Below are 18,970 nucleotides of genomic sequence, written 5' to 3'. Positions count from 1 at the left end.
TACCTCGAATTCTTATCCGCCTCGTGATCCGAACCACCGCGTCTCCGCTGCCGTCCGCCCCGTCTGGCGCCCCAGCGGTGCGTCTCAGCGCCGCCGGTAGAGGGGGTTCTAAGGTTACTGGGGCAAAGCCGCAAGCCGTTTTTTGAAGTTTTGTGCAGTTTTTGTGAAAGCCCTATAAAAGCCCTTAAAAACAGTTATTTATAGCATGCGAGACACTGCAGAGGTTAACCTAAACCCCCGTGATCTGCCGCCGTTATGTTAACGCCATCAGTTATCCACATGCCACAGCCCGGAATCGCGCGTTTCAGACGCGTGAATCATGACCCCTGTTGCCCCTTCCGAGTCGCCCATCCCCGCAGGCCTTTCTGCCAAAGGCCCCTTAACGGCAGCCGATAGATCAAAAGCGCCGCGACAAGGCCGGCATAGACCAGCGGCTCTAGCTGAAACCCTTTCGCCAGCCATAGGAAATGTAGGGCTGCCAAGAGCGCTGCTACATAGGTCAGCCGGTGGAGCTTGCCCCAACGCGCCCCCAGCTTCCGCAGCGACCAATTGTTGGATGTGGCCGCCAGCGGCACAAGGCAGAGGAACCCCGCCATGCCGATGGTGATATAGGGCCGTTTGAGAATATCCGCCCAGATACGCGACAGCCCTTGCACGTCGAGCAGCGCCCAGACCGTCAGATGCGCGAGCGCATAGACGAAGGTCATCACACCGATCGCCCGGCGAAAGCGCAGCAGGTTCACCCCAAACACCCGGCGCAACGGGGTGATCACCAGACCGGCGATCAGCAGGCGCAGCGCCCAGAGACCATAGAGGTGTTCGAGCCCCTTTACCGGATCGCGCCCCAGCCCGCCGTTGAGCCCTTGGTAAAAGAACCACGGGATGGGTAGGGCCAGTAGGAGATAGACGGCCCAGACCGGGATGCGGCGGGCGGCCCCGTTCAGGGCATCGGACAGGCGCGTCATGCTGCGGCCACGCCAGAGAGTGGTGCTTGGGCGAAAGGACGGGGCATATATATCGCGGCAGGCATCAGAAGTTCGCCGTCAGGTCCATGCCCTCGTAAAGCGACGCCACCTCTTCTTCGTAGCCGTTGAACATCAGCGTCGGCTGGCGCCGTGCGAAGAGCCCGCCGCCGATGGGGCGCTCATCGGCCTGCGACCAACGCGGATGGCTGACCTTGGGGTTCACATTGCTGTAGAAACCATATTCTCGCGGCGCGGCCTTGTTCCAACTGGTGGGCGGCTGCGCGTCGGTGAGCGTGATGCGCACCACGGATTTGATGGATTTATACCCGTATTTCCACGGCACGACCAACCGCAGCGGCGCGCCGTTCTGGTTCGGGATGTCTTTGCCATAGATGCCGGTGGCCATGATCGTCAGCGGGTGCATCGCCTCATCCAACCGCAGCCCTTCGACATAGGGCCAGTCGAGCACGGGGAAACGCAGGCCCGGCATCTCTTCGGGGCGGTAGGCGGTCTCGAAGGCCACGTATTTCGCGCCGGATTGCACCCCGGCCATATTGAGCAGATCGGCCAGTTCGAATCCGTTCCACGGCACCACCATCGACCACGCTTCGACACAGCGCAGCCGGTAGATGCGCTCTTCGATGGTCATCGCCTTCATGATATCCTCGAAAGCGTAATCGCCCGGCTTGTCGACCATGCCCGCGATGGTCACGGTCCAAGGGGCGGTCGTCAGCCCGCCTGCGTATTTCGCGGGATCGTCCTTACCGGTGCCGAACTCATAGTAATTGTTGTATTGGGTGATGTCTTCGTAGTCATTCGGGGTCAGCCCCTCTTGGGCCGCGGCCCCCTGCCCCAGCCCGGCAAGACCCAGCCCCGCCATCGCGCCGCCCATGATCTGCCGCCGGTTGAGGTATTGCGCCTCGTCGGTCACGTCACGGTCCGTCAGTCGATTGATCCAGCGATTGGCCATTTCAGCGCTCCCTACTATACTCATGCAAAGTTAGCGCCCGCCGGAAGCCATACCAAATCCTTTCGCCCGGATTTCAGCCAGCACACCGGAATGTCAGGCGCCGTTATTCAAAGGAGTGCCGCCATGATCCGTTTTCTTTTCGCCGCCGGTCTGATCTGGGCCAGCGCCGCCCAAGCGGATGAGATGGTCACCTATACCACCGAGCAGAGTTTTGGCGATGTGGCTTTCGGGGTGGAGAACGCGATCCTGAACCAAGGGCTCATCCCCGAGAATGTCAGCCATGTCGGTGAGATGCTCGACCGCACCCGCGCCGATGTCGGCTCTGACGTGGTGCTGTTCGAGGCCGCGGAGGTGTTCAGCTTTTGCTCGGCCGCGCTGTCGCGCAAGGTGATGGAGGCGGATGTGATGAACATCGGCTTTTGCCCCTACGATATTTTCGTCATGCAACTGCCCGAGAGTGAAGAGGTGACCATCGGCTACCGCGCCTTTCCCGATGGCGCGATGCAAGAGGTGCAGAGCCTGCTTGATGAGATCGTGAAAGAGGCGATTGGGGAATAATGGGCGCCTTTCGCGGGCTTTAGCCCAAGCAAAAAGGCCGGGAAAACCCCGGCCTTTCTCAATGTTTTGGGCGTTTAATGCACCGTTGCGTCATCCGGCTTGGGCCGGTTCGACGCGGCCACCTGATCGCCGATGATCAAGCCATCGGCCCCGGCGCGAACGGTAACGGTGTCGCCGTCCTTCACATCCCCGGCCAAGAGCATCTCGGCCAGCGGGTCCTGCACGGTACGCTGGATCACCCGCTTCAAAGGACGCGCCCCAAAGACCGGGTCATAGCCCTCATCCGCCAGCCATTTTCGCGCGGCGTCGTCGAGATCGAGTGTGATCTTCCGCCCCGCAAGTCGCTTGAGCAGCCGTGCCATCTGGATATCGACGATCCCGTCCATGTCCGCACGGCCCAGACGGTCAAAGATGATCGTCTCGTCCAGACGGTTCAGGAACTCCGGCCGGAAATGCGCCCGGACCGCATCCATCACGTCACGCTTGGCCGCCGCCATATCGCCGCCCTCAGGCAGTTGGCTCAGCGCCTGCGCCCCGAGGTTGGAGGTCAGCACAATCAGCGTCTGCTTGAAGTCGACCGTGCGGCCCTGACCATCTGTCAGCACACCATCGTCGAGCACCTGCAAGAGCACGTTGAAGACATCGGGATGCGCCTTTTCGACCTCATCGAAGAGCACGACCTGATAGGGCCGGCGCCGCACCGCTTCGGTCAGCACACCGCCCTCGTCATATCCAACATAGCCCGGAGGGGCACCGATCAGACGGGCCACGGCATGTTTCTCCATGAACTCCGACATGTCGATGCGCACCATCGCATTGTCATCGTCAAAGAGGAACTCGGCCACGGCCTTGGTCAGCTCGGTCTTGCCCACACCAGTCGGCCCGAGGAATAGGAAGGAGCCCAAGGGCCGGTTCTCGTCGTTGAGCCCCGCACGCGCCCGGCGCACGGCATTCGCCACGGCCTTCACCGCAGCGTTCTGGCCGATCACGCGATCATGCAACTGCTCTTCCATGCGCAGCAGCTTGTCGCGCTCACCCTCAAGCATTTTGCCCGCCGGGATGCCTGTCCAGCGCTCAACGACGGAGGCGATCTGGTCCGGGCGCACGGCCTCTTCGACCATCATGTCATCCTCACGGCCTTCGGCGGCTTCAAGGTCACGTTCCAACTGCGGGATCACGCCATAGGATAGCTCGCCCGCACGCGCGAGGTTGCCTTCGCGTTTCGCGATATCGAGTTCGGCCCGCGCTTGGTCGAGCTTCTCCTTGATGTCACGCGCCCCGGCAAGCTTGTCACGCTCGGCCTGCCACTGCGCGGTCATCTCGGCACTGCGGTCTTGCAGATCGCTGAGGTCTTTTTGCAAAGCCTCCAGCCGATCCTTGGACGCGGCATCGTCTTCCTTCTTCAGCGCTTCGGCCTCGATCTGAAGCTGAAGGATCTGACGGTCCAGCGCATCCAGTTCTTCAGGCTTGCTGTCGACCTCCATCCGCAGACGGCTTGCCGCCTCGTCCATCAGGTCGATCGCCTTGTCGGGCAGGAAACGGTCGGTGATGTAGCGATGGCTGAGCGTCGCCGCCGCGACCAACGCGGTGTCGCTGATGCGCACGCCGTGATGCAGCTCATACTTCTCTTTAATACCGCGCAGGATCGAGACGGTGTCTTCCACCGTCGGCTCCTGCACGATCACCGGCTGGAACCGCCGCGCAAGTGCCGCGTCTTTCTCAACATATTTGCGGTACTCTTCGAGGGTGGTGGCACCGACACAGTGCAATTCCCCCCGCGCCAGCGCAGGCTTCAGCAGGTTCGACGCATCCATCGCGCCATCGGCCTTGCCGGCACCGACCAGCGTGTGCATCTCGTCGATGAAGAGGATCACCTCGCCCGCGGCTTCGGTCACCTCGGTCAGCACAGCCTTCAAACGCTCCTCGAACTCACCACGGTATTTCGCGCCAGCGATCAGCGCCCCCATGTCGAGCGCGAGCAAACGCTTGTTGCGCAGGGATTCAGGCACGTCACCATGCACGATACGCAGCGCCAAACCTTCGGCGATGGCGGTCTTACCAACGCCCGGCTCACCGATCAGCACCGGGTTGTTCTTGGTGCGGCGGCTCAGCACCTGCATGGCGCGGCGGATCTCTTCGTCCCGGCCAATGATCGGGTCGATCTTGCCCTCCTCGGCCCGCGCGGTCAGGTCGAGGCTGTATTTCTCCAGCGCCTCATAGTTGTCTTCGGCAGTGGCGCTGTCGGCCTTGCGGCCCTTGCGCACATCATTGATGGCGGCATTAAGCCCTTGGGCGGTCACCTGCCCCGCTTCCAGCGCCGTCTTTGCGCCGGATTTCACCATGCAAAGCGCGGTCAGAATGCGCTCGACGGTGACAAAGCTATCGCCTGCTTTCTTGGCAATCGCTTCGGCCTCGGCCAGCACCTTGGCAGTGGTGCCGTCCAGATAGACCTGCCCCGCATCGCCGGTGACTTTAGGGATCTTGCCAAGCGCCAGGTCAAGCGCCTGCACCACGCGTGCACCGTCGCCGCCCGACGCGGCGATCAGATTCCGCGCAAGTCCTTGGTCGTCGTCCAACAATGCTTTGAGGACATGTTCCGGGGCCAGCCGCTGGTGGCTTTCCCGCGTTGCAATGGTCTGCGCCGCCTGAATGAAGCCGCGCGATCTTTCCGTGAACTTGCTCAAGTCCATGGGTCTCTCCTTTTCTACAAGCGCTCTAAAATGCCGCGCCCGATATGTGGCACGCGGCGGTCTGAGCCTCGGTATCAATTTGGGAAGCGGTGCTGCCGGTTCAAGACCATCCAGATGCAAAATACCGCCGAGAGCGGCGCCGCCAATAGGAAAAAATCAGCCAATAAGGCAAAAATACGGCAACTTTGAGGCAAAAAATACATCTCTATGTTACTGATATAAATACATTGTTAACCTTTATCCACAGAAGCTGTAACCATAATGAAACCATTTTGCCGCCTCTCGCGTTTACCCAGCAGAGGAGAGCAGGACAAAGCAGCCTGCCAAGGTTCAGAAGAACGCAAGAGGTGAAACGATGCAGACGCGCCCGATCCAGTTGACAGATGTCACCTATAATGCGGCCACTCAGTGTTTCGAAGCGCTGGTGACCGTCCAAGACGGGGAGCAGCTGCGCCGTTACGCCTGCGCCATCAATGCCCCGATCACCATGTCATACCACGATGCCGCCGACGGGCTGTCCCGTCAGGCGCTTCGCCGCCACGCACAAAAGCGTGGCCTGAGTTCCGAAGTTCTGCGCCACGTCCCCGCACAGCGGGCCGGAAGTTCTGCGCCACGTCCCCGCACAGCGGGCCGGACGCCGCAGCTTCGACCCGCTGCGTTGGCTGGAAGAGGTCATGCACCTCCCCGGTCGCGACGCGGCCTGACCCCCTTCCGCGCGGCGCCTGCCTGCCGCGCGGCTGCCCGCGGACCTGCCGCCACCTCATCTGTCCCGATGTGGCGTTCCGCAAACCAGAGACCAGTGCCTGCCTGCTAAGTCTCTGATCACTTGGCCCGGACCCGCTCAGCGGCGTTCGGGCCTCTTTTTTGCGCCCTACCCGCATGAATGATGGACTTGCCCCGCGCTGCGGCGTAGGTCAAAGCCGTTTGAAATTTGGCAGGAGCCCTCGCATGTCTGATGACCGTCTGATTGTCGCCCTTGATGTTCCCCATGCGGTCGCGGGGCTGGAACTGGCCGAAAAGCTCGGCGATGCCGTGGGCTTTTACAAAATCGGTCTGGGCATGCTGACCGGCGGCGGCTTGGCCTTGGCCAATGAGCTGAAGCAAGAGCATGGCAAGCGCATCTTCCTTGATATGAAACTCTTCGACATCGGCGCCACCGTCGAGGCGGCGGTGCGGGGCCTTGCGCAGTTCGATCTGGATTTCCTGACCGTCCACGGCGACCCGCATGTGGTGGCTGCGGCCAAACAGGGGGCCGCGGGCACCGATATGAAAATCCTCGCCGTTACCATCCTCACCTCGCTGGACCGCGCCGATCTTGACGCTGCGCTGATCCAGCCGGGCGATCTGGGCAATCTGGTGCTGACCCGCGCAGGCCGGGCGCTGGACGCGGGCGCGGATGGGGTCATCGCCTCTCCTCAAGAAGCCGCCGCGATCCGCGCCCTGCCCGAAGCGGGCGGCAAACTGATCGTCACCCCCGGCGTGCGCCCCCAAGGGGCCGCATTGGGCGACCAGAAACGCGTCGCGACACCGGGGCAGGCCATCGCGGACGGGGCCGATCACATCGTGGTGGGCCGCCCGATCTGGCAGGCCGAAGACCCCGCCGCCGCCGCCCGCGCCGTGCTTCAGGAAATTTCCTGAACATTATCAGGGGCCTTCCCTCGCCTGTAGCAAATCGGCCACAGCGCACCGTGTTGCGCGGCGGGAGTAGCCATCAATGTTAGGCGAAAACCGCATAACATGTTATGTTGAACTCAGGTGATACTCCCCGACGAACTGGTTCTTCCTGATGTTCGTCACCTCCCCCCGCTCACGCAGGCGGGGGGCCTTTATTTGCCCTACATCTTCGTGTCTGCAAGATAGACCCGTAAGCGGTCCTGAAAGGCGGGCACCGCGCGGGGGTGGTTGAGAAACTCCGCCTCGGTCATCAAGCGCCAGCGCTGCCCCTCGTCGCCAAAAACGATCTGGGCCTCTGCCTCGGCAGGCAAGCGCGCGACGAAGAACCATTTGATCCGCCCGCTCTCGTCAAAGCTGCCCTCCCAGATCACGGCATCTTCAGGCACCACGATCCCCAGTTCTTCGCGGCATTCGCGCAGCGCGCAGGCCAGCGGTGTCTCATCCCCCTCGCGGCCCCCGCCGGGCAAATCCCAGTGATCGGCAAAGAGCAGCCCCGGCAGATCGTCGCGCAGGATCACGGCCAGCTTCTCCCCAAGGTAGAGCGCGAGCTTTGCGCCATCAAAGACCATGTTCAATCCCTCGCGATCTGGTTAGAATCGTCGCCCGAACCCTGCCCTCCCGGTGTACCCATGGCTACCCTCTGTCGCGATTGTCTGATTGAAATCCCGCCGGCGCGGCGCTGTCCGCGCTGCGGCAGCCCGCGCATGCTGTCCCACCCGGAACTCTTTGACCTCTCCATCGCCCATATGGATTGCGACGCCTTCTATGCCTCGGTCGAAAAACGGGACAATCCCGAACTCGCGGGCAAACCCGTCATCATCGGCGGGGGGCGGCGCGGGGTCGTGTCGACCGCCTGCTATGTCGCGCGGATACGGGGCGTGCGCTCGGCCATGCCGATGTTTCAGGCGCTCAAGCTCTGTCCCGAAGCGGTGATCATCAAGCCGCGGATGGAGGTCTATGTCGAAGCCTCCCGCGCGATCCGCGCCATGATGGAAGAGATGACCCCGGCCATCGAGCCCTTGTCGCTGGACGAAGCCTTTCTCGACATGACAGGCACCGCGCGGCTGCACGGCCAGCCCCCGGCGATGATGCTGGCGCGGCTGGTGCGGCGGATGAAAACCGAACTGGGGCTGACCGGCTCCATCGGGCTGAGCCACAACAAGTTTCTGGCCAAGGTCGCCTCGGACCTCGACAAGCCGCATGGGTTTTCCGTCATCGGCGCGGGGGAAACGGCGGACTTTCTGCGCGACAAACCGGTGGGCATGATCTGGGGCGTCGGTGCCGCTACCCAGACCGCGCTGGAAAAGGCCGGCATCCGCAGCTTTTCCGATCTCTTGCGGTGGGAACAGACCGACCTCATCGCGCGCTTTGGCAGCATGGGGGACCGGCTGTGGCATCTGGCACGGGGCCAAGACACCCGCCGCGTCTCGCGCCACCGCCCGGTGAAGTCGATCAGTAATGAAACGACATTCTCCGAGGATACGGGCGACGCGGAGATACTGGACGACCATATCTGGCGCTTGGCGGAAAAGGTGGCGGACCGCGCCAAGGCGAAAGAGATGGCGGGCCGGGTGGTGACGCTCAAGCTCAAACGCGCCGATCATACCGTGCTGTCGCGCCGCCTGTCGCTGCATGACCCGACCCAATTGGCCGACCGGATTTACCGCACCGCCCGCGCCCTCTTCGACCAAGTCGATCACCAAAGCGCCTATCGGCTGATCGGCGTGGGCATCTCCGAGCTGTCGGGCGCCGAGGGGGCGGATATGGCGGGCGATCTGCTCGACCCCGGGGCGGCACAACGCAGCCGCGCGGAACGCGCCGCCGATAGCATCCGCAGCCGTTTTGGTGAAAAGGCCATCGTCAAAGGCCGCGCGCTGCGCTGAGCCTACTCCGCGGCGAGCGGAAGCCGCTCCTGCCCGATCTGCGCCACCTCGGCCACGACGCGTTGCAACGCCGCCTGTACCGCCTCGAAAGCGCCATTGGGGCGAATCAACGGCTCGTTCATGTAGAGCGCGCGGTCGATTTCCACCTGCACCGCATGCTGTCCCCGGGACGGGCGGCCATAGGCTTGGGTGATATAGGCTCCCGCGAAGGGCGAATTGCGCGTTACAACGAAGCCCGCATCGACGAAAGCCGCTTCGATCCGGTCGACCACCTCGCCCCCCGCCGCCGCGCCGAAACGGTCCCCCAGCACGACATCGGGCCGCCGCATCCCACCGCGGGCCACGCCGTCCATCGCCTCATGCGGCATGGAATGGCAATCGACCAGCACCGCTTGGCCATGGCGGCGATGGGCCCCGCTCAGCAATTCCTGCAGCTTCGCGTGATAGGGCCGCCAGTAGCTGTCGATTCGCAACTGCGCCTCTTCTTGGGTCAGTTTGCCGCGATAAATCGCCCGGCCATTGGCCACCACGCGGGGAATCACCCCCAGCCCCGAGGCCACGCGCGGGTTATGCCCCTGCCGCGGAATGCCTTCGATGACCGACGGATCCAACTCCTCCGGCGCGCGATTGAGGTCGATATAGGCCCGCGGGGCCCCGGCTTTGATAAAAGAAGCGCCATGCAGCGGTGCGCAGTCGAACAAGAGATCAACAAAGGCATCTTCGGACGAACGGATTGCATGTTCGTCCAAAACCGACCTCCGCAAGAAAGACGCCGCATAATCCCGCCCCGAATGGGGTGACGCAAAGACCACGCAAGAGCGGTTTCGGTCCGGATGCAGTACTTCGTAAGCGGTCATCGGCATAATAAATTCCTCTAAGTCGAACATAGCGTGTTTATTCCGCGCCAAAAGCCCTTGATCCCGCCGCCGACTCCTTTTATAGGACCCCAACGGCGCGAAATTTCGCGCCCCATTTAGTTTTGGGGCCGATACGGAAACGCTGAAAAGTGGGTGATTAGCTCAGCGGTAGAGCACTTCGTTGACATCGAAGGGGTCACTGGTTCGATCCCAGTATCGCCCACCATTTATTCATCGACCCGCCCTTGGCGGGTTGCCCGCAACCCAGGCGCTGGCCCGCGCCACGACATGAGGAGACGACCATGAAGGTTCGCAATTCGCTCCGCTCGCTCAAGAATCGGCATCGCGATTGCCGTGTTGTGCGTCGCAAAGGCCGCGTTTACGTCATCAACAAGACGCAGCGCCGGTTCAAAGCCCGTCAGGGCTGAGCTTCGCAGCTATTCGATTTAAAGGCCGCTCCTTCGGGGGCGGCTTTTTTCGTTGCGCCTATCTGCTTGCAACCCCGGCGCAAAACCCCACCTTCAAGGCAGGCTTGAATAACAAGGAAGACCATCATGTCGGACACGCCCGAATATACGCCCCCCAAGGTTTGGAAATGGGAATCAGAGAGCGGCGGCAAATTCGCCAGCACCAACCGGCCCATCGCCGGTGCGACCCATGACAAGGAACTGCCAGTTGGGGAGCATCCCTTTCAGCTTTACTCCCTCGCCACGCCCAACGGGGTCAAAGTCACGGTGATGTTCGAAGAGCTGCTGGCGGCGGGCCACAAAGCGGCGGAATATGACGCCTGGTTGATTGATATCTCCGAGGGCGATCAGTTCGGCTCCGGCTTTGTTGAGGTGAACCCCAACTCGAAAATTCCCGCGCTGATGGACCGTTCCGGCGAGACGCCGCAGCGGGTCTTCGAATCGGGGGCGATCCTGCTCTATCTCGCCGAGAAGTTCGGCGCCTTCCTGCCCCAAGACCCCGCCCGCCGGACCGAGGCACTCTCGTGGCTCTTCTGGCAGATGGGCAGCGCGCCCTACCTCGGCGGCGGCTTTGGCCATTTCTATGCCTATGCGCCCGAAAAGTTCGAATACCCCATCAACCGTTTCGCGATGGAGACCAAGCGCCAGCTTGACGTGATGGACAAACATCTGGCCGAGCATGAATATTTCGCCGATGAATACTCCATCGCCGATATGGCGATCTGGAGCTGGTATGGGCAGCTGGTCCTCGGTCGGCTCTACTCTGCGGCGGAATTCCTCGATGTGACCTCTTACAAGAACGTCATGCGTTGGGCCGAGGCGATTGACGCGCGCCCTGCCGTGACGCGGGGCCGGATGGTCAACCGTGCCTTCGGCGATGACCTGTCGATGCAATTGCACGAGCGTCACGACGCCAGCGATTTCGACACCAAGACCCAAGACAAGATCGGCAGCAAAGACTGACCGCGCAGCCCCCGGCCCAGCTTGGCCGGGGGCTTTCCAACCAATTCTGGCGGAATTGGTTGCAGGAAAGGGTGAAATCTGTTTCTTACTATTTCAGTCAAGTTATCCCAATGGAACAGGACCCTGATATGACCTTCTGCAAAACATCGACTGCCGCCGCCGCGCTGATGGCGCTGGCCCTGCCCGCGCTGGCCGATGGCGAGTTGAACCTCTACTCTTCGCGTCACTACGACACCGATGAGCGGCTCTACTCCGACTTTACCGAAGCGACCGGCATCACCATCAACCGCATCGAAGGCAAGGCCGACGAACTGCTGGCCCGCATGGAAGCCGAAGGCGCGAATTCCCCCGCCGACGTCCTGCTGACCGTGGACACAAGCCGCCTCAAGCGTGCCAAGGACTTGGGCCTGCTGCAAGCTGTTGAGAGCGAGACGCTGGAAGAGCGCATCCCCTCGAACCTGCAAGACGACGACAACCAGTGGTTCGGCCTGTCGCAGCGTGCGCGGATCATCTTCTTCAACAAAGAGACGATGGACAACCCGCCCGAGACCTACATGGACCTCGCCGATCCGGCGTACAAAGGTCAGGTCTGCATCCGGTCCTCGACCAACACCTACAACCAGACCCTGCTGGCCTCTATCGTGACCCATGAGGGCGAAGAAGCCGCGACCGAATGGGCGCAGGGCGTGGTCGACAACATGGCGCGCGCCCCGCAGGGCGGCGACACCGACCAGCTGCGCGGCATCGTTTCCGGTGAGTGCGACATCGCGGTCTCCAACAGCTACTATTTCGCCCGTGCCATCCGCACCGATGTCGATGGCGTCAGCGCCGATATCGGCAAGATCGGCGTGATCTGGCCGGATCAGGAAGGCAACGGCGCGCATATGAACCTCTCGGGCGGCGGTGTGGCCAAGAACGCGCCGAACCGTGAGAACGCGGTGAAATTCCTTGAGTATCTCGCCTCGGATCAGGCGCAGGTCTACTTCTCGGCGGGCAACGACGAGTTCCCCACCGTGGAAGGCGTGGAACTGGCCGACAGCGTGAAGCAGTTGGGTGAGTTCAAGGCCGACGACGTGAACCTGTCGGACGTGGCCGAGAACATCGGCACCGCGCAGAAGATCTTCAACTCGGTCGGCTGGGAATAATCAGCACGACAATCGCGCAGGAGGCGGGCTTTCGGGCCCGCCTTTTTTATGTTGCGCTGCGCTGCCCGCATTTAGCGCCCCGCCCGTGGGAACCACGGGCATCGCCCTCCCTCCCCCCGGAGGGCGATTTTGCAACGCTGGGTTCTGACGCAGCGCCTGCGTCTTTGGCAATGACATTGCAGAAAGCAGGCCGATCATCGCCCCCCAGGGAGGGCACTGCCCTCATCGTTCCCGGCCCGGAACCAAGCCGCAGGCGCCGGGCCATCGCCTGCCCGTCCCGTCACGCCAAAGGCGTGCCGATCAATAACGGCGCACCTCTGGTGCGACGGGCAGGCGCTGGCCCTTCCGTGTTACCGCTGCCGCCCCACCTGACGGCAGATCAGGATCACCGGCAACAGCCCCATTGCCACGATCACCAAGCTCGGCACCGCCGCCCCATTGAGCCGCTCATCACTCGCCAACCGATACGCCTGCACCGCAAGCGTGTCATAGTTGAACGGCCGCATGATCAGCGTCGCGGGCAATTCCTTCATCACGTCGACGAAGACGATCAGCAGCGCGGTCAGCAGGCTCGGCGCGAGGATCGGCAGATGCACCCGGCGCAGCGTGCCCAGAGGCGTCTGCCCCAGCGAGCGCGCGGCGGCATCCATATTGGCATGCACCATGGACTGCCCGCCCTCGTAGGCGCCAAGGGCTGCGGCCAGAAAGCGCACCAAATAGGCCAGCACCAACAGCCAGATCGACCCGGTGATCAGAAGCCCGGTGGAAATGTCGAAGGTCTCGCGCATCCAGGCGTCGAGCGCGTTGTCGAAGGCCGCGAAAGGCACCAGCAGACCCACCGCGATCACCCCGCCCGGCACCGCGTAGCCGAGCCGCGCCACATAGGCCGCACCCTGCGAGACCCGTCCCGGGCGCAGCCGCCGGTAGAACCCCACGCTGATCGCCGCCAGCACCGTCAGCACCGCCGCGACCCCCGCAAGCGTCACCGAATTGCGCATGAACCCGAGGTAGCGCGGGCTGAACAAGCTCTGCTCGCTGTCGAGCCCCATGGTCACGAGGATCACCACAGGCAGTACCGCCCCAAACAGCACCGGCACCCCGCAAAGCACGATCGCCGCCCCGGCCTGCCAGCCCTTCAGCTCGGCCGGCGGCGCGGACTGGGTCCGGCGCGCGGGGTCGTGATACTTGGCCTTGCCACGCTGCGCGCGCTCCAGCATCGCCAGCAGCAGGGCAAAACTCAGCAGGCAGAGCGCCAATTGCGCCGCCGCCGCGCGGTCGAACATCGAAAACCAGCTTGTGTAGATGCCGGTGGCGAAGGTCTGCACGCCGAAATAGGCGACGGTACCAAAATCGGCGATCGTCTCCATCACCGCCAAGAGGACGCCGCCCGCGATGGCGGGTCGGGCCAGCGGCAGGCTGACCTTGAAAAACGCGGCCCATGCGCTGGAGCCGAGCGCGCGGGCGGCCAGAAAGGTCGTCCCGCTCTGCTGCAGGAAGGCGGCGCGCGCCAGAAGGTAGACGTAAGGATAGAGCACCAGCACCAGCATCGCCGCCGCCCCGCCGAGCGAGCGGATCTCAGGGAACCAATAATCGCGCGGCCCCCAGCCGGTGACGTCGCGCAGCACCGTCTGCACGATGCCGGGATGATCCAGCACATGGGTGTAGGCATAGGCCAGCACATAGGCAGGGAAGGCCAGCGGCAGCACCAGCGCGATCTCTAGAAACTTCGCCCCCGGAAAACGCGTCATCGTGACCAGCCACGCGGCCCCCACGCCGATGGCGAAGGTGCCCAGAGAGACCAGCAGCACCAAGAGAAGCGTCGTCACCGTATAGCGGCCCAGCACCGTCTCGATCAGGTGCTGCACCGTCTCCGTCCCGCCGCTGAGGGCGGCGATCAGCACTGCCAGCATCGGCAGCGCGCAGAAGAGGGCCACGGTCAGGGCAACGCCCGATAGCGCGCGCAGCCCGTCACGGGCGCGGCGCAGGTGGGGCGTCTCGGTGGAGGCGGGGTTCAGCGTCATGCGCTCTATTTCGACGATTTCACTCGGAAATGCCAGAGGGCGCGACGCCGCGGCTCAGTCGTAGCTGCGGGTATCCTCGATCACCAGCCCGTCGCGCGGCAGGCTGCCGGGGGCAACCAGTTCGACACGGCCCTTGAGCTTGAGCAGATCGGCCACGGATTGGGCATAGACGTCCTTGTCATCTCCGGCGGTCTCGATCTGCACCGTCATGACATCGGCCTCGCCTTCGCGGCTGGCGATGACGCGGGCCTTCTCGATCTCGTCGTGCTGGGCGACCAGCGCCGCCACCTGCTCGGGCCGGACGAACATGCCCTTGATCTTGGTGGTCTGATCGGCGCGGCCCATCCAGCCCTTGATGCGCATATTCGTGCGCCCACAGGGGCTTTCACCCTCCAGCACGGCGCTGAGATCGCCAGTGGCGAAGCGGATGAGCGGGTAATCGGGGTTCAACGTGGTGACCACAACCTCGCCCACCTCGCCCGGAGCGACCGGGATGCCGGTGCCGGGGGTGACGATCTCGACGATGACCTGTTCGTCGACGATAAGCCCCTCCATCGCCGGGCTTTCATAGGCGATATTGCCCAAGTCAGCGGTGGCGTAGGATTGCAGGCAGGTGATACCGCGCTCCTGATAAAAGGCGCGCAGGCTGGGGAACAGGGCCCCGCCGCCGACTGCCGCCTTGGTGATGTTCAGCTTCACCCCCATGGCATCGGCCTTTTCGAGAATCACCTTCAGGTAATCCGGTGTCCCGGCATAGGCGGTGGAGCCCACGTCGCGCGCGGCGGTGACCTGAAGCTCGGTCTGGCCGGTCCCGGCGGGCAGCACCGTGGCGCCAACGGCGCGTGCGCCGCTCTCGAAGATCATGCCCGCGGGGGTCAGGTGGTAACCAAAGCAATTGTGCACCACGTCGCCCGCGCCGATCCCGGCGGCATGCAGGAACCGCCCCATGCGCCACCAGTCTGGATCGTTGCTCGACGGCTCATAAATCGGGCCGGGCGACTGGAAGACATGAGAGAAGTCATGCACCGGCTTGGTGGTGAAACCACCAAAGGGCGGCTGGCCGGCCTGCGCCTTGCCCAGTTCGGATTTGCGCAGCACCGGCAGATCGGCCAGCGCTTCGGCGGAGGTGATCTGCGCGGCGTCTACCCCTCTGAGCGTGTCGCCATAGCCCCGCAAGCTCTGCGCGCGGGCGATCTGCTGCGGCAGAGCCTGCGCCAGATCGGCCGCCCGTTGGTCGGCGCTGCGGGTTTCCAGATCGTCGAAATGGGGCTTGGTCAGCATCCCTGTCACTTTCCTGCTATGGCATCACTGGAGAGGGCATAGGCCCGCTCAGGTCTCGTCTTGGGTCTTTCACTTCAGGTCCGGGCGGGCCGGTTAACTCAGCCAGCGCTTGCGGCGGCGGTAGCTGCGCACGTCGCGAAAGCTCTTGCGGCCTTCGTCGGACATGCCGAGGTAGAATTCCTTCACGTCTTGGTTCTCGCGCAGGTCCTTGGCGGGGCCGTCCATCACCACGCGCCCGGATTCGAGGATGTAGCCGTAATGCGCGAAACGCAGGGCGACGTTGGTGTTCTGCTCGGCCAGCAGGAAGGTCACGCCCTCCTGTTCGTTGACCGATTTCACGATCTCGAAGATCTGCTCCACCAGCTGCGGCGCCAGACCCATCGACGGCTCGTCCAAAAGGATCGTCTCGGGGCGCGACATGAGCGCGCGGCCGATGGCGCACATCTGCTGCTCGCCGCCCGAGGTATAGCCGGCCTGCGAACGGCGGCGCTCCTTCAGACGGGGGAAATAATTATAGACCATCTCAAGGTCCTGCTGGATCGCGGCATTGCCGTCGCTGCGCGTGTAAGCGCCAGTGAGCAGGTTTTCCTCGATGGTGAGGTGTTCAAAGCAGTGCCGGCCTTCCATGACCTGCACGACCCCCTGTTTCACGATCTCGGCGGGGTCCTGATGCTGGATCGCGCCGCCGCGGTACTTGATCGAGCCCTTGGTGACCTCGCCACGTTCCGAGGCCAGCAGCCCCGAGATCGCCTTGAGCGTCGTCGTCTTGCCCGCGCCATTGCCGCCCAGAAGCGCGGTGATGCCGCCCTTGGGCACGTTCAGGCTGACGCCCTTCAGCACGAGGATGACGTGGTTGTAGATCACCTCGATATTGTTGACCTCGAGCAGGTTGTCGACTGCGACGTCATTGGTGTTGGCGGCATCCAGCATGGGCATGACCTTTCTTGGGGTTCGAAGATGTCCCCGGCCACCCGATAGGTGGCCGGGAGCAGGGTTCTTAGCAGTTGCCCTCGATAGCGTTTTCCTCGGCATAGGCCGAGCTGTCGGCATCGATCAGCGGCTGGATCACGTCTTGGTCGGACTGCATGAAGTCCGACACGAGGTTCCATTCCTTGGCCTCGGCATCCCACTGCGTTACGGCCACGAAGCCTTCGCCGCCGTGGTTCTCGCAAGAAACGCTGAACTCGGGCCCGAAGTCCGGCAGGCCAAGCGCCGCCATCTTCTCTTCGGTGATCTCAAGCTGCTCCATCCCGTCGCGCATCTGGCCGCTGGTGATGTCGGTCACGCCGTGGATCTCCTGCGCAGTGCGCGCGGCCTCGGCCACCAGCATCGCGGCGTAGATGCCACGGTTGTACAGAACGGAGCCGACCTGATCGCCTGCGCCCGCGGCTTTCCCCGCATCGACGACGTATTGTTGCAGATCGTCATAGAGCGGGTAATCGGAGCCGACGTTGTGGAAGGTCAGCGCCTTGTAGCCATCGGCCTTGGCGCCCGCGGCCAGCACGTCGTTCTCGGAGCCGGACCACCAGATGCCGATGAACTTGTCCATCGGGAAGCGGATGTTGGCGGCTTCCTGAACGGCAACTTGGTTCATCACGCCCCAACCGTACATGATCACATAGTCGGGCTTGTCACGGCGGATTTGCAGCCACTGGGATTTCTGCTCCTGACCGGGGTGGTCAACGGGCACTTCCTTCAGCTCGAAACCATGTTTCTTGCTCAGTTCCTGCAGGGTGCGGATCGGCTCCTTGCCATAGGCGGAGTTGTGGTAGACCAGCGCGATCTTCTTGCCCTCAAGGCTGCCGCCCTCCTGCTCCATGATGTGTTTCACCGCGACCGAAGCGCCGTCCCAGTAGTTGGCCGGGAAGTTGAAGACATGGCTGAAGACATTGCCGTTCTTGGCCGAGGTGCGGCCCAGACCGGAGGTCAGCATCGAAATGTCATCGGCGGTGACCTTGGGGATCAACTGGTAGGTGATGCCGGTCGAGAGCGGCTGGTACACCAACGCGCCTTCACCCTTGGTGGATTCGTAGCATTCCACGCCCTTCTCGGTGTTATAGGCAGTCTCGCATTCCGGGACGCGGATGGGCTCGCCACCGATGCCGCCGTCACGCTCATTGAGCAGGGTGAAGTAATCGGCATAGCCGTCGGCGAAGGGGATGCCGCCTGCGGCATAGGGCCCGGTGCGATAGCTCAGCGACGGAAAGACGAGGTCCGCCATCACGGGGCTTGCCGCCATCAGGCCAGCTACGGCCAGTGTTCCCAGTTTGTATTTCATCGGTGTTTCCTCCCTTGGATTGTCCGACTTGGGTGTTTGGGCCGGGTTTCCTCCCTCCGGCCTCGCTTTTCATGGCTCCCGCTTAGTGCGGGAAGGGCCACAATCTCAGTTTTTCCTTGGCCACGCGCCACAGCTGCGCCAGCCCGTGCGGCTCTGCGATCAGGAAGACCACGATCAGCCCGCCCACGATCACCAGCTGCAGGTGCGCCACGATATCCGTGGGCCAGCCCAGCCAGTCGACACCGACGATCTTGAGCAAGACAGGCAACAGTACAAGGAACGCCGCCCCGGCGAAGCTGCCAAAGATGCTGCCCAAGCCCCCGATGATGATCATGAAGAGCACGAGGAACGATTTGTTGATGCCAAAGGCTTCGCCCACTTCGACCGCGCCGAGGTAGATCGAGAAGAAGAGCGCGCCGGAGATGCCGATGAAGAAGGAGCTGACCGCGAAGGCCGTAAGCTTGGCGCGCAGCGGGTTCACCCCGATGATCTCGGCGGCGATGTCCATGTCGCGGATGGCCATCCACTTGCGGCCCACCGAGCCGCGCGTCAGGTTGCGCGCCACCAGCGCCGAGCCCACGGTGAAGATCAGGCAGAACATATAGGTCGCCCAGGCTTCGGTATTGGGGCCGGTGATCAGGATGCCGAATGTGTCCCGCTCGGGCGCGCTGATCTGGCCAGAGGCGGAGTAGTTGTAGAACCACGGCACCCGGTTGAAGAGCCACACGAGGAAGAACTGCGCCGCCAGCGTGGCTACGGCAAGGTAAAAGCCTTTAATCCGCAAGCTCGGCAGACCAAAGAGCGCGCCCACCGCGGCGGTGATGCCGCCCGCCAGCAGGATGTGGATGAACATGCTGACCTCGGGCATGGCCGTCATCAGCTTGTAGCAGGCATAAGCCCCCACCGCCATGAAGCCCCCGGTGCCGAGGCTCACCTGCCCGCAATAGCCCACGAGGATGTTCAGCCCGATCGCCGCGATGGCGTAGATCAGGAAGGGCAGGAACAGCGAGTTCACCCAGTAGTCGTTGACCACGAAGGGCACGACAAAAACCGCGATGAACAGCACCAGATAGTAGCGGTACCGGTCGAACCGGATCGGGAAGGTCTGCTGGTCCTGGTCGTAGGATGTGTTGAAATCGCCCGCTTCACGATAGAACATTAGACTGCTTTCCCTTCTGCGGTAGTCATTTGCACTGCGATGCCAGTGATCGCCCCGTA

At 63.0% G+C, this 18,970-nt stretch carries 17 protein-coding genes and 1 tRNA gene; 7 read left to right on the top strand and 11 right to left on the bottom strand.

Annotated features, from left to right (window positions below; all coding sequences use genetic code 11):
• Positions 1 to 317 precede the first annotated feature (317 nt).
• Together msrQ and msrP are read right to left on the bottom strand one after the other, a co-directional pair.
• Complete coding sequence (msrQ, locus tag ACGYLQ_RS12685; RefSeq protein WP_394443330.1) at positions 318 to 965, bottom strand: protein-methionine-sulfoxide reductase heme-binding subunit MsrQ; 648 nt, start codon at positions 963 to 965, stop codon at positions 318 to 320.
• Positions 966 to 1,029: 64 nt separating this feature from the next.
• A complete protein-coding gene (msrP, locus tag ACGYLQ_RS12680; RefSeq protein WP_394443328.1) occupies positions 1,030 to 1,935 on the bottom strand; it encodes a protein-methionine-sulfoxide reductase catalytic subunit MsrP in 906 nt (301 codons plus the stop codon).
• Positions 1,936 to 2,058: 123 nt separating this feature from the next.
• Between msrP and ACGYLQ_RS12675 the strand changes: the two genes are divergently transcribed.
• Complete coding sequence (locus ACGYLQ_RS12675; RefSeq protein ID WP_394443327.1) at positions 2,059 to 2,493, top strand: DUF302 domain-containing protein; 435 nt, start codon at positions 2,059 to 2,061, stop codon at positions 2,491 to 2,493.
• A 74-nt stretch (positions 2,494 to 2,567) separates the two neighbouring features.
• On the opposite strand, the gene clpB is transcribed toward ACGYLQ_RS12675, so the two are convergent.
• Positions 2,568 to 5,183, bottom strand: a complete 2,616-nt coding sequence (gene clpB / locus ACGYLQ_RS12670; protein WP_209218405.1) for an ATP-dependent chaperone ClpB — start codon at positions 5,181 to 5,183, stop codon at positions 2,568 to 2,570.
• Positions 5,184 to 5,673: 490 nt separating this feature from the next.
• Entirely contained in the window at positions 5,674 to 5,859 is a 186-nt protein-coding gene (locus ACGYLQ_RS12665) for a hypothetical protein (RefSeq protein WP_394443325.1), read from the bottom strand.
• Positions 5,860 to 6,131: 272 nt separating this feature from the next.
• On the opposite strand from ACGYLQ_RS12665, the gene pyrF reads away from it, so the two are divergent.
• Complete coding sequence (gene pyrF, locus ACGYLQ_RS12660) at positions 6,132 to 6,821, top strand: orotidine-5'-phosphate decarboxylase (protein WP_394443323.1); 690 nt, start codon at positions 6,132 to 6,134, stop codon at positions 6,819 to 6,821.
• Between the two features lie 197 nt (positions 6,822 to 7,018).
• Here the strand turns inward: pyrF and ACGYLQ_RS12655 are convergent, their stop codons facing one another.
• Positions 7,019 to 7,426 (bottom strand): NUDIX hydrolase, encoded by a 408-nt coding sequence (locus tag ACGYLQ_RS12655; RefSeq protein ID WP_394443322.1) that lies wholly within the window; start codon positions 7,424 to 7,426, stop codon positions 7,019 to 7,021.
• A gap of 60 nt (positions 7,427 to 7,486) precedes the next feature.
• Here ACGYLQ_RS12655 and ACGYLQ_RS12650 point away from each other — a divergent pair, with 60 nt between their 5' ends.
• Positions 7,487 to 8,740, top strand: coding sequence for a DNA polymerase IV (locus ACGYLQ_RS12650; RefSeq protein ID WP_394443321.1), 1,254 nt, complete (start codon positions 7,487 to 7,489; stop codon positions 8,738 to 8,740).
• 2 nt (positions 8,741 to 8,742) lie between these two features.
• Here the strand turns inward: ACGYLQ_RS12650 and ACGYLQ_RS12645 are convergent, their stop codons facing one another.
• A complete protein-coding gene (locus ACGYLQ_RS12645; protein ID WP_394443320.1) occupies positions 8,743 to 9,603 on the bottom strand; it encodes an N-formylglutamate amidohydrolase in 861 nt (286 codons plus the stop codon).
• 145 nt (positions 9,604 to 9,748) lie between these two features.
• Here ACGYLQ_RS12645 and ACGYLQ_RS12640 point away from each other — a divergent pair.
• The 4 genes from ACGYLQ_RS12640 to ACGYLQ_RS12625 all read left to right on the top strand — a co-directional run bounded on the left by ACGYLQ_RS12640 (position 9,749) and on the right by ACGYLQ_RS12625 (position 12,172).
• A tRNA-Val gene (locus ACGYLQ_RS12640) sits at positions 9,749 to 9,823 on the top strand.
• Positions 9,824 to 9,899: 76 nt separating this feature from the next.
• Complete coding sequence (gene ykgO, locus ACGYLQ_RS12635) at positions 9,900 to 10,025, top strand: type B 50S ribosomal protein L36 (RefSeq protein WP_005850168.1); 126 nt, start codon at positions 9,900 to 9,902, stop codon at positions 10,023 to 10,025.
• 126 nt (positions 10,026 to 10,151) lie between these two features.
• Complete coding sequence (yghU, locus tag ACGYLQ_RS12630; RefSeq protein ID WP_394443319.1) at positions 10,152 to 11,027, top strand: glutathione-dependent disulfide-bond oxidoreductase; 876 nt, start codon at positions 10,152 to 10,154, stop codon at positions 11,025 to 11,027.
• 128 nt (positions 11,028 to 11,155) lie between these two features.
• Positions 11,156 to 12,172 (top strand): Fe(3+) ABC transporter substrate-binding protein, encoded by a 1,017-nt coding sequence (locus tag ACGYLQ_RS12625; protein ID WP_067264182.1) that lies wholly within the window; start codon positions 11,156 to 11,158, stop codon positions 12,170 to 12,172.
• A gap of 350 nt (positions 12,173 to 12,522) precedes the next feature.
• On the opposite strand, the gene ACGYLQ_RS12620 is transcribed toward ACGYLQ_RS12625, so the two are convergent.
• From ACGYLQ_RS12620 to ACGYLQ_RS12600, 5 genes are all read right to left on the bottom strand, one after another.
• Positions 12,523 to 14,193, bottom strand: coding sequence for an ABC transporter permease (locus tag ACGYLQ_RS12620; RefSeq protein WP_394443317.1), 1,671 nt, complete (start codon positions 14,191 to 14,193; stop codon positions 12,523 to 12,525).
• Between the two features lie 54 nt (positions 14,194 to 14,247).
• Positions 14,248 to 15,474: a phenylacetate--CoA ligase family protein gene (locus tag ACGYLQ_RS12615; protein WP_394443315.1), complete on the bottom strand. Its 1,227-nt coding sequence runs from the start codon at positions 15,472 to 15,474 to the stop codon at positions 14,248 to 14,250.
• A gap of 93 nt (positions 15,475 to 15,567) precedes the next feature.
• A complete protein-coding gene (locus ACGYLQ_RS12610) occupies positions 15,568 to 16,404 on the bottom strand; it encodes an ABC transporter ATP-binding protein (RefSeq protein ID WP_067267747.1) in 837 nt (278 codons plus the stop codon).
• Between the two features lie 67 nt (positions 16,405 to 16,471).
• Complete coding sequence (locus ACGYLQ_RS12605) at positions 16,472 to 17,752, bottom strand: ABC transporter substrate-binding protein (RefSeq protein ID WP_394443314.1); 1,281 nt, start codon at positions 17,750 to 17,752, stop codon at positions 16,472 to 16,474.
• A gap of 82 nt (positions 17,753 to 17,834) precedes the next feature.
• Positions 17,835 to 18,911, bottom strand: a complete 1,077-nt coding sequence (locus ACGYLQ_RS12600; protein ID WP_394443312.1) for a branched-chain amino acid ABC transporter permease — start codon at positions 18,909 to 18,911, stop codon at positions 17,835 to 17,837.
• Between the last annotated feature and the right edge of the window lie 59 nt (positions 18,912 to 18,970).

Origin of the sequence: Sulfitobacter sp. 1A12779 (assembly GCF_043557315.1) — a bacterium.
GTDB classification, from domain to species: Bacteria; Pseudomonadota; Alphaproteobacteria; order Rhodobacterales; family Rhodobacteraceae; genus Sulfitobacter; species Sulfitobacter faviae.
The sequence above is the reverse complement of the archived record's forward strand: the minus strand, read 5'-3'. Positions and strand labels throughout refer to the sequence as shown.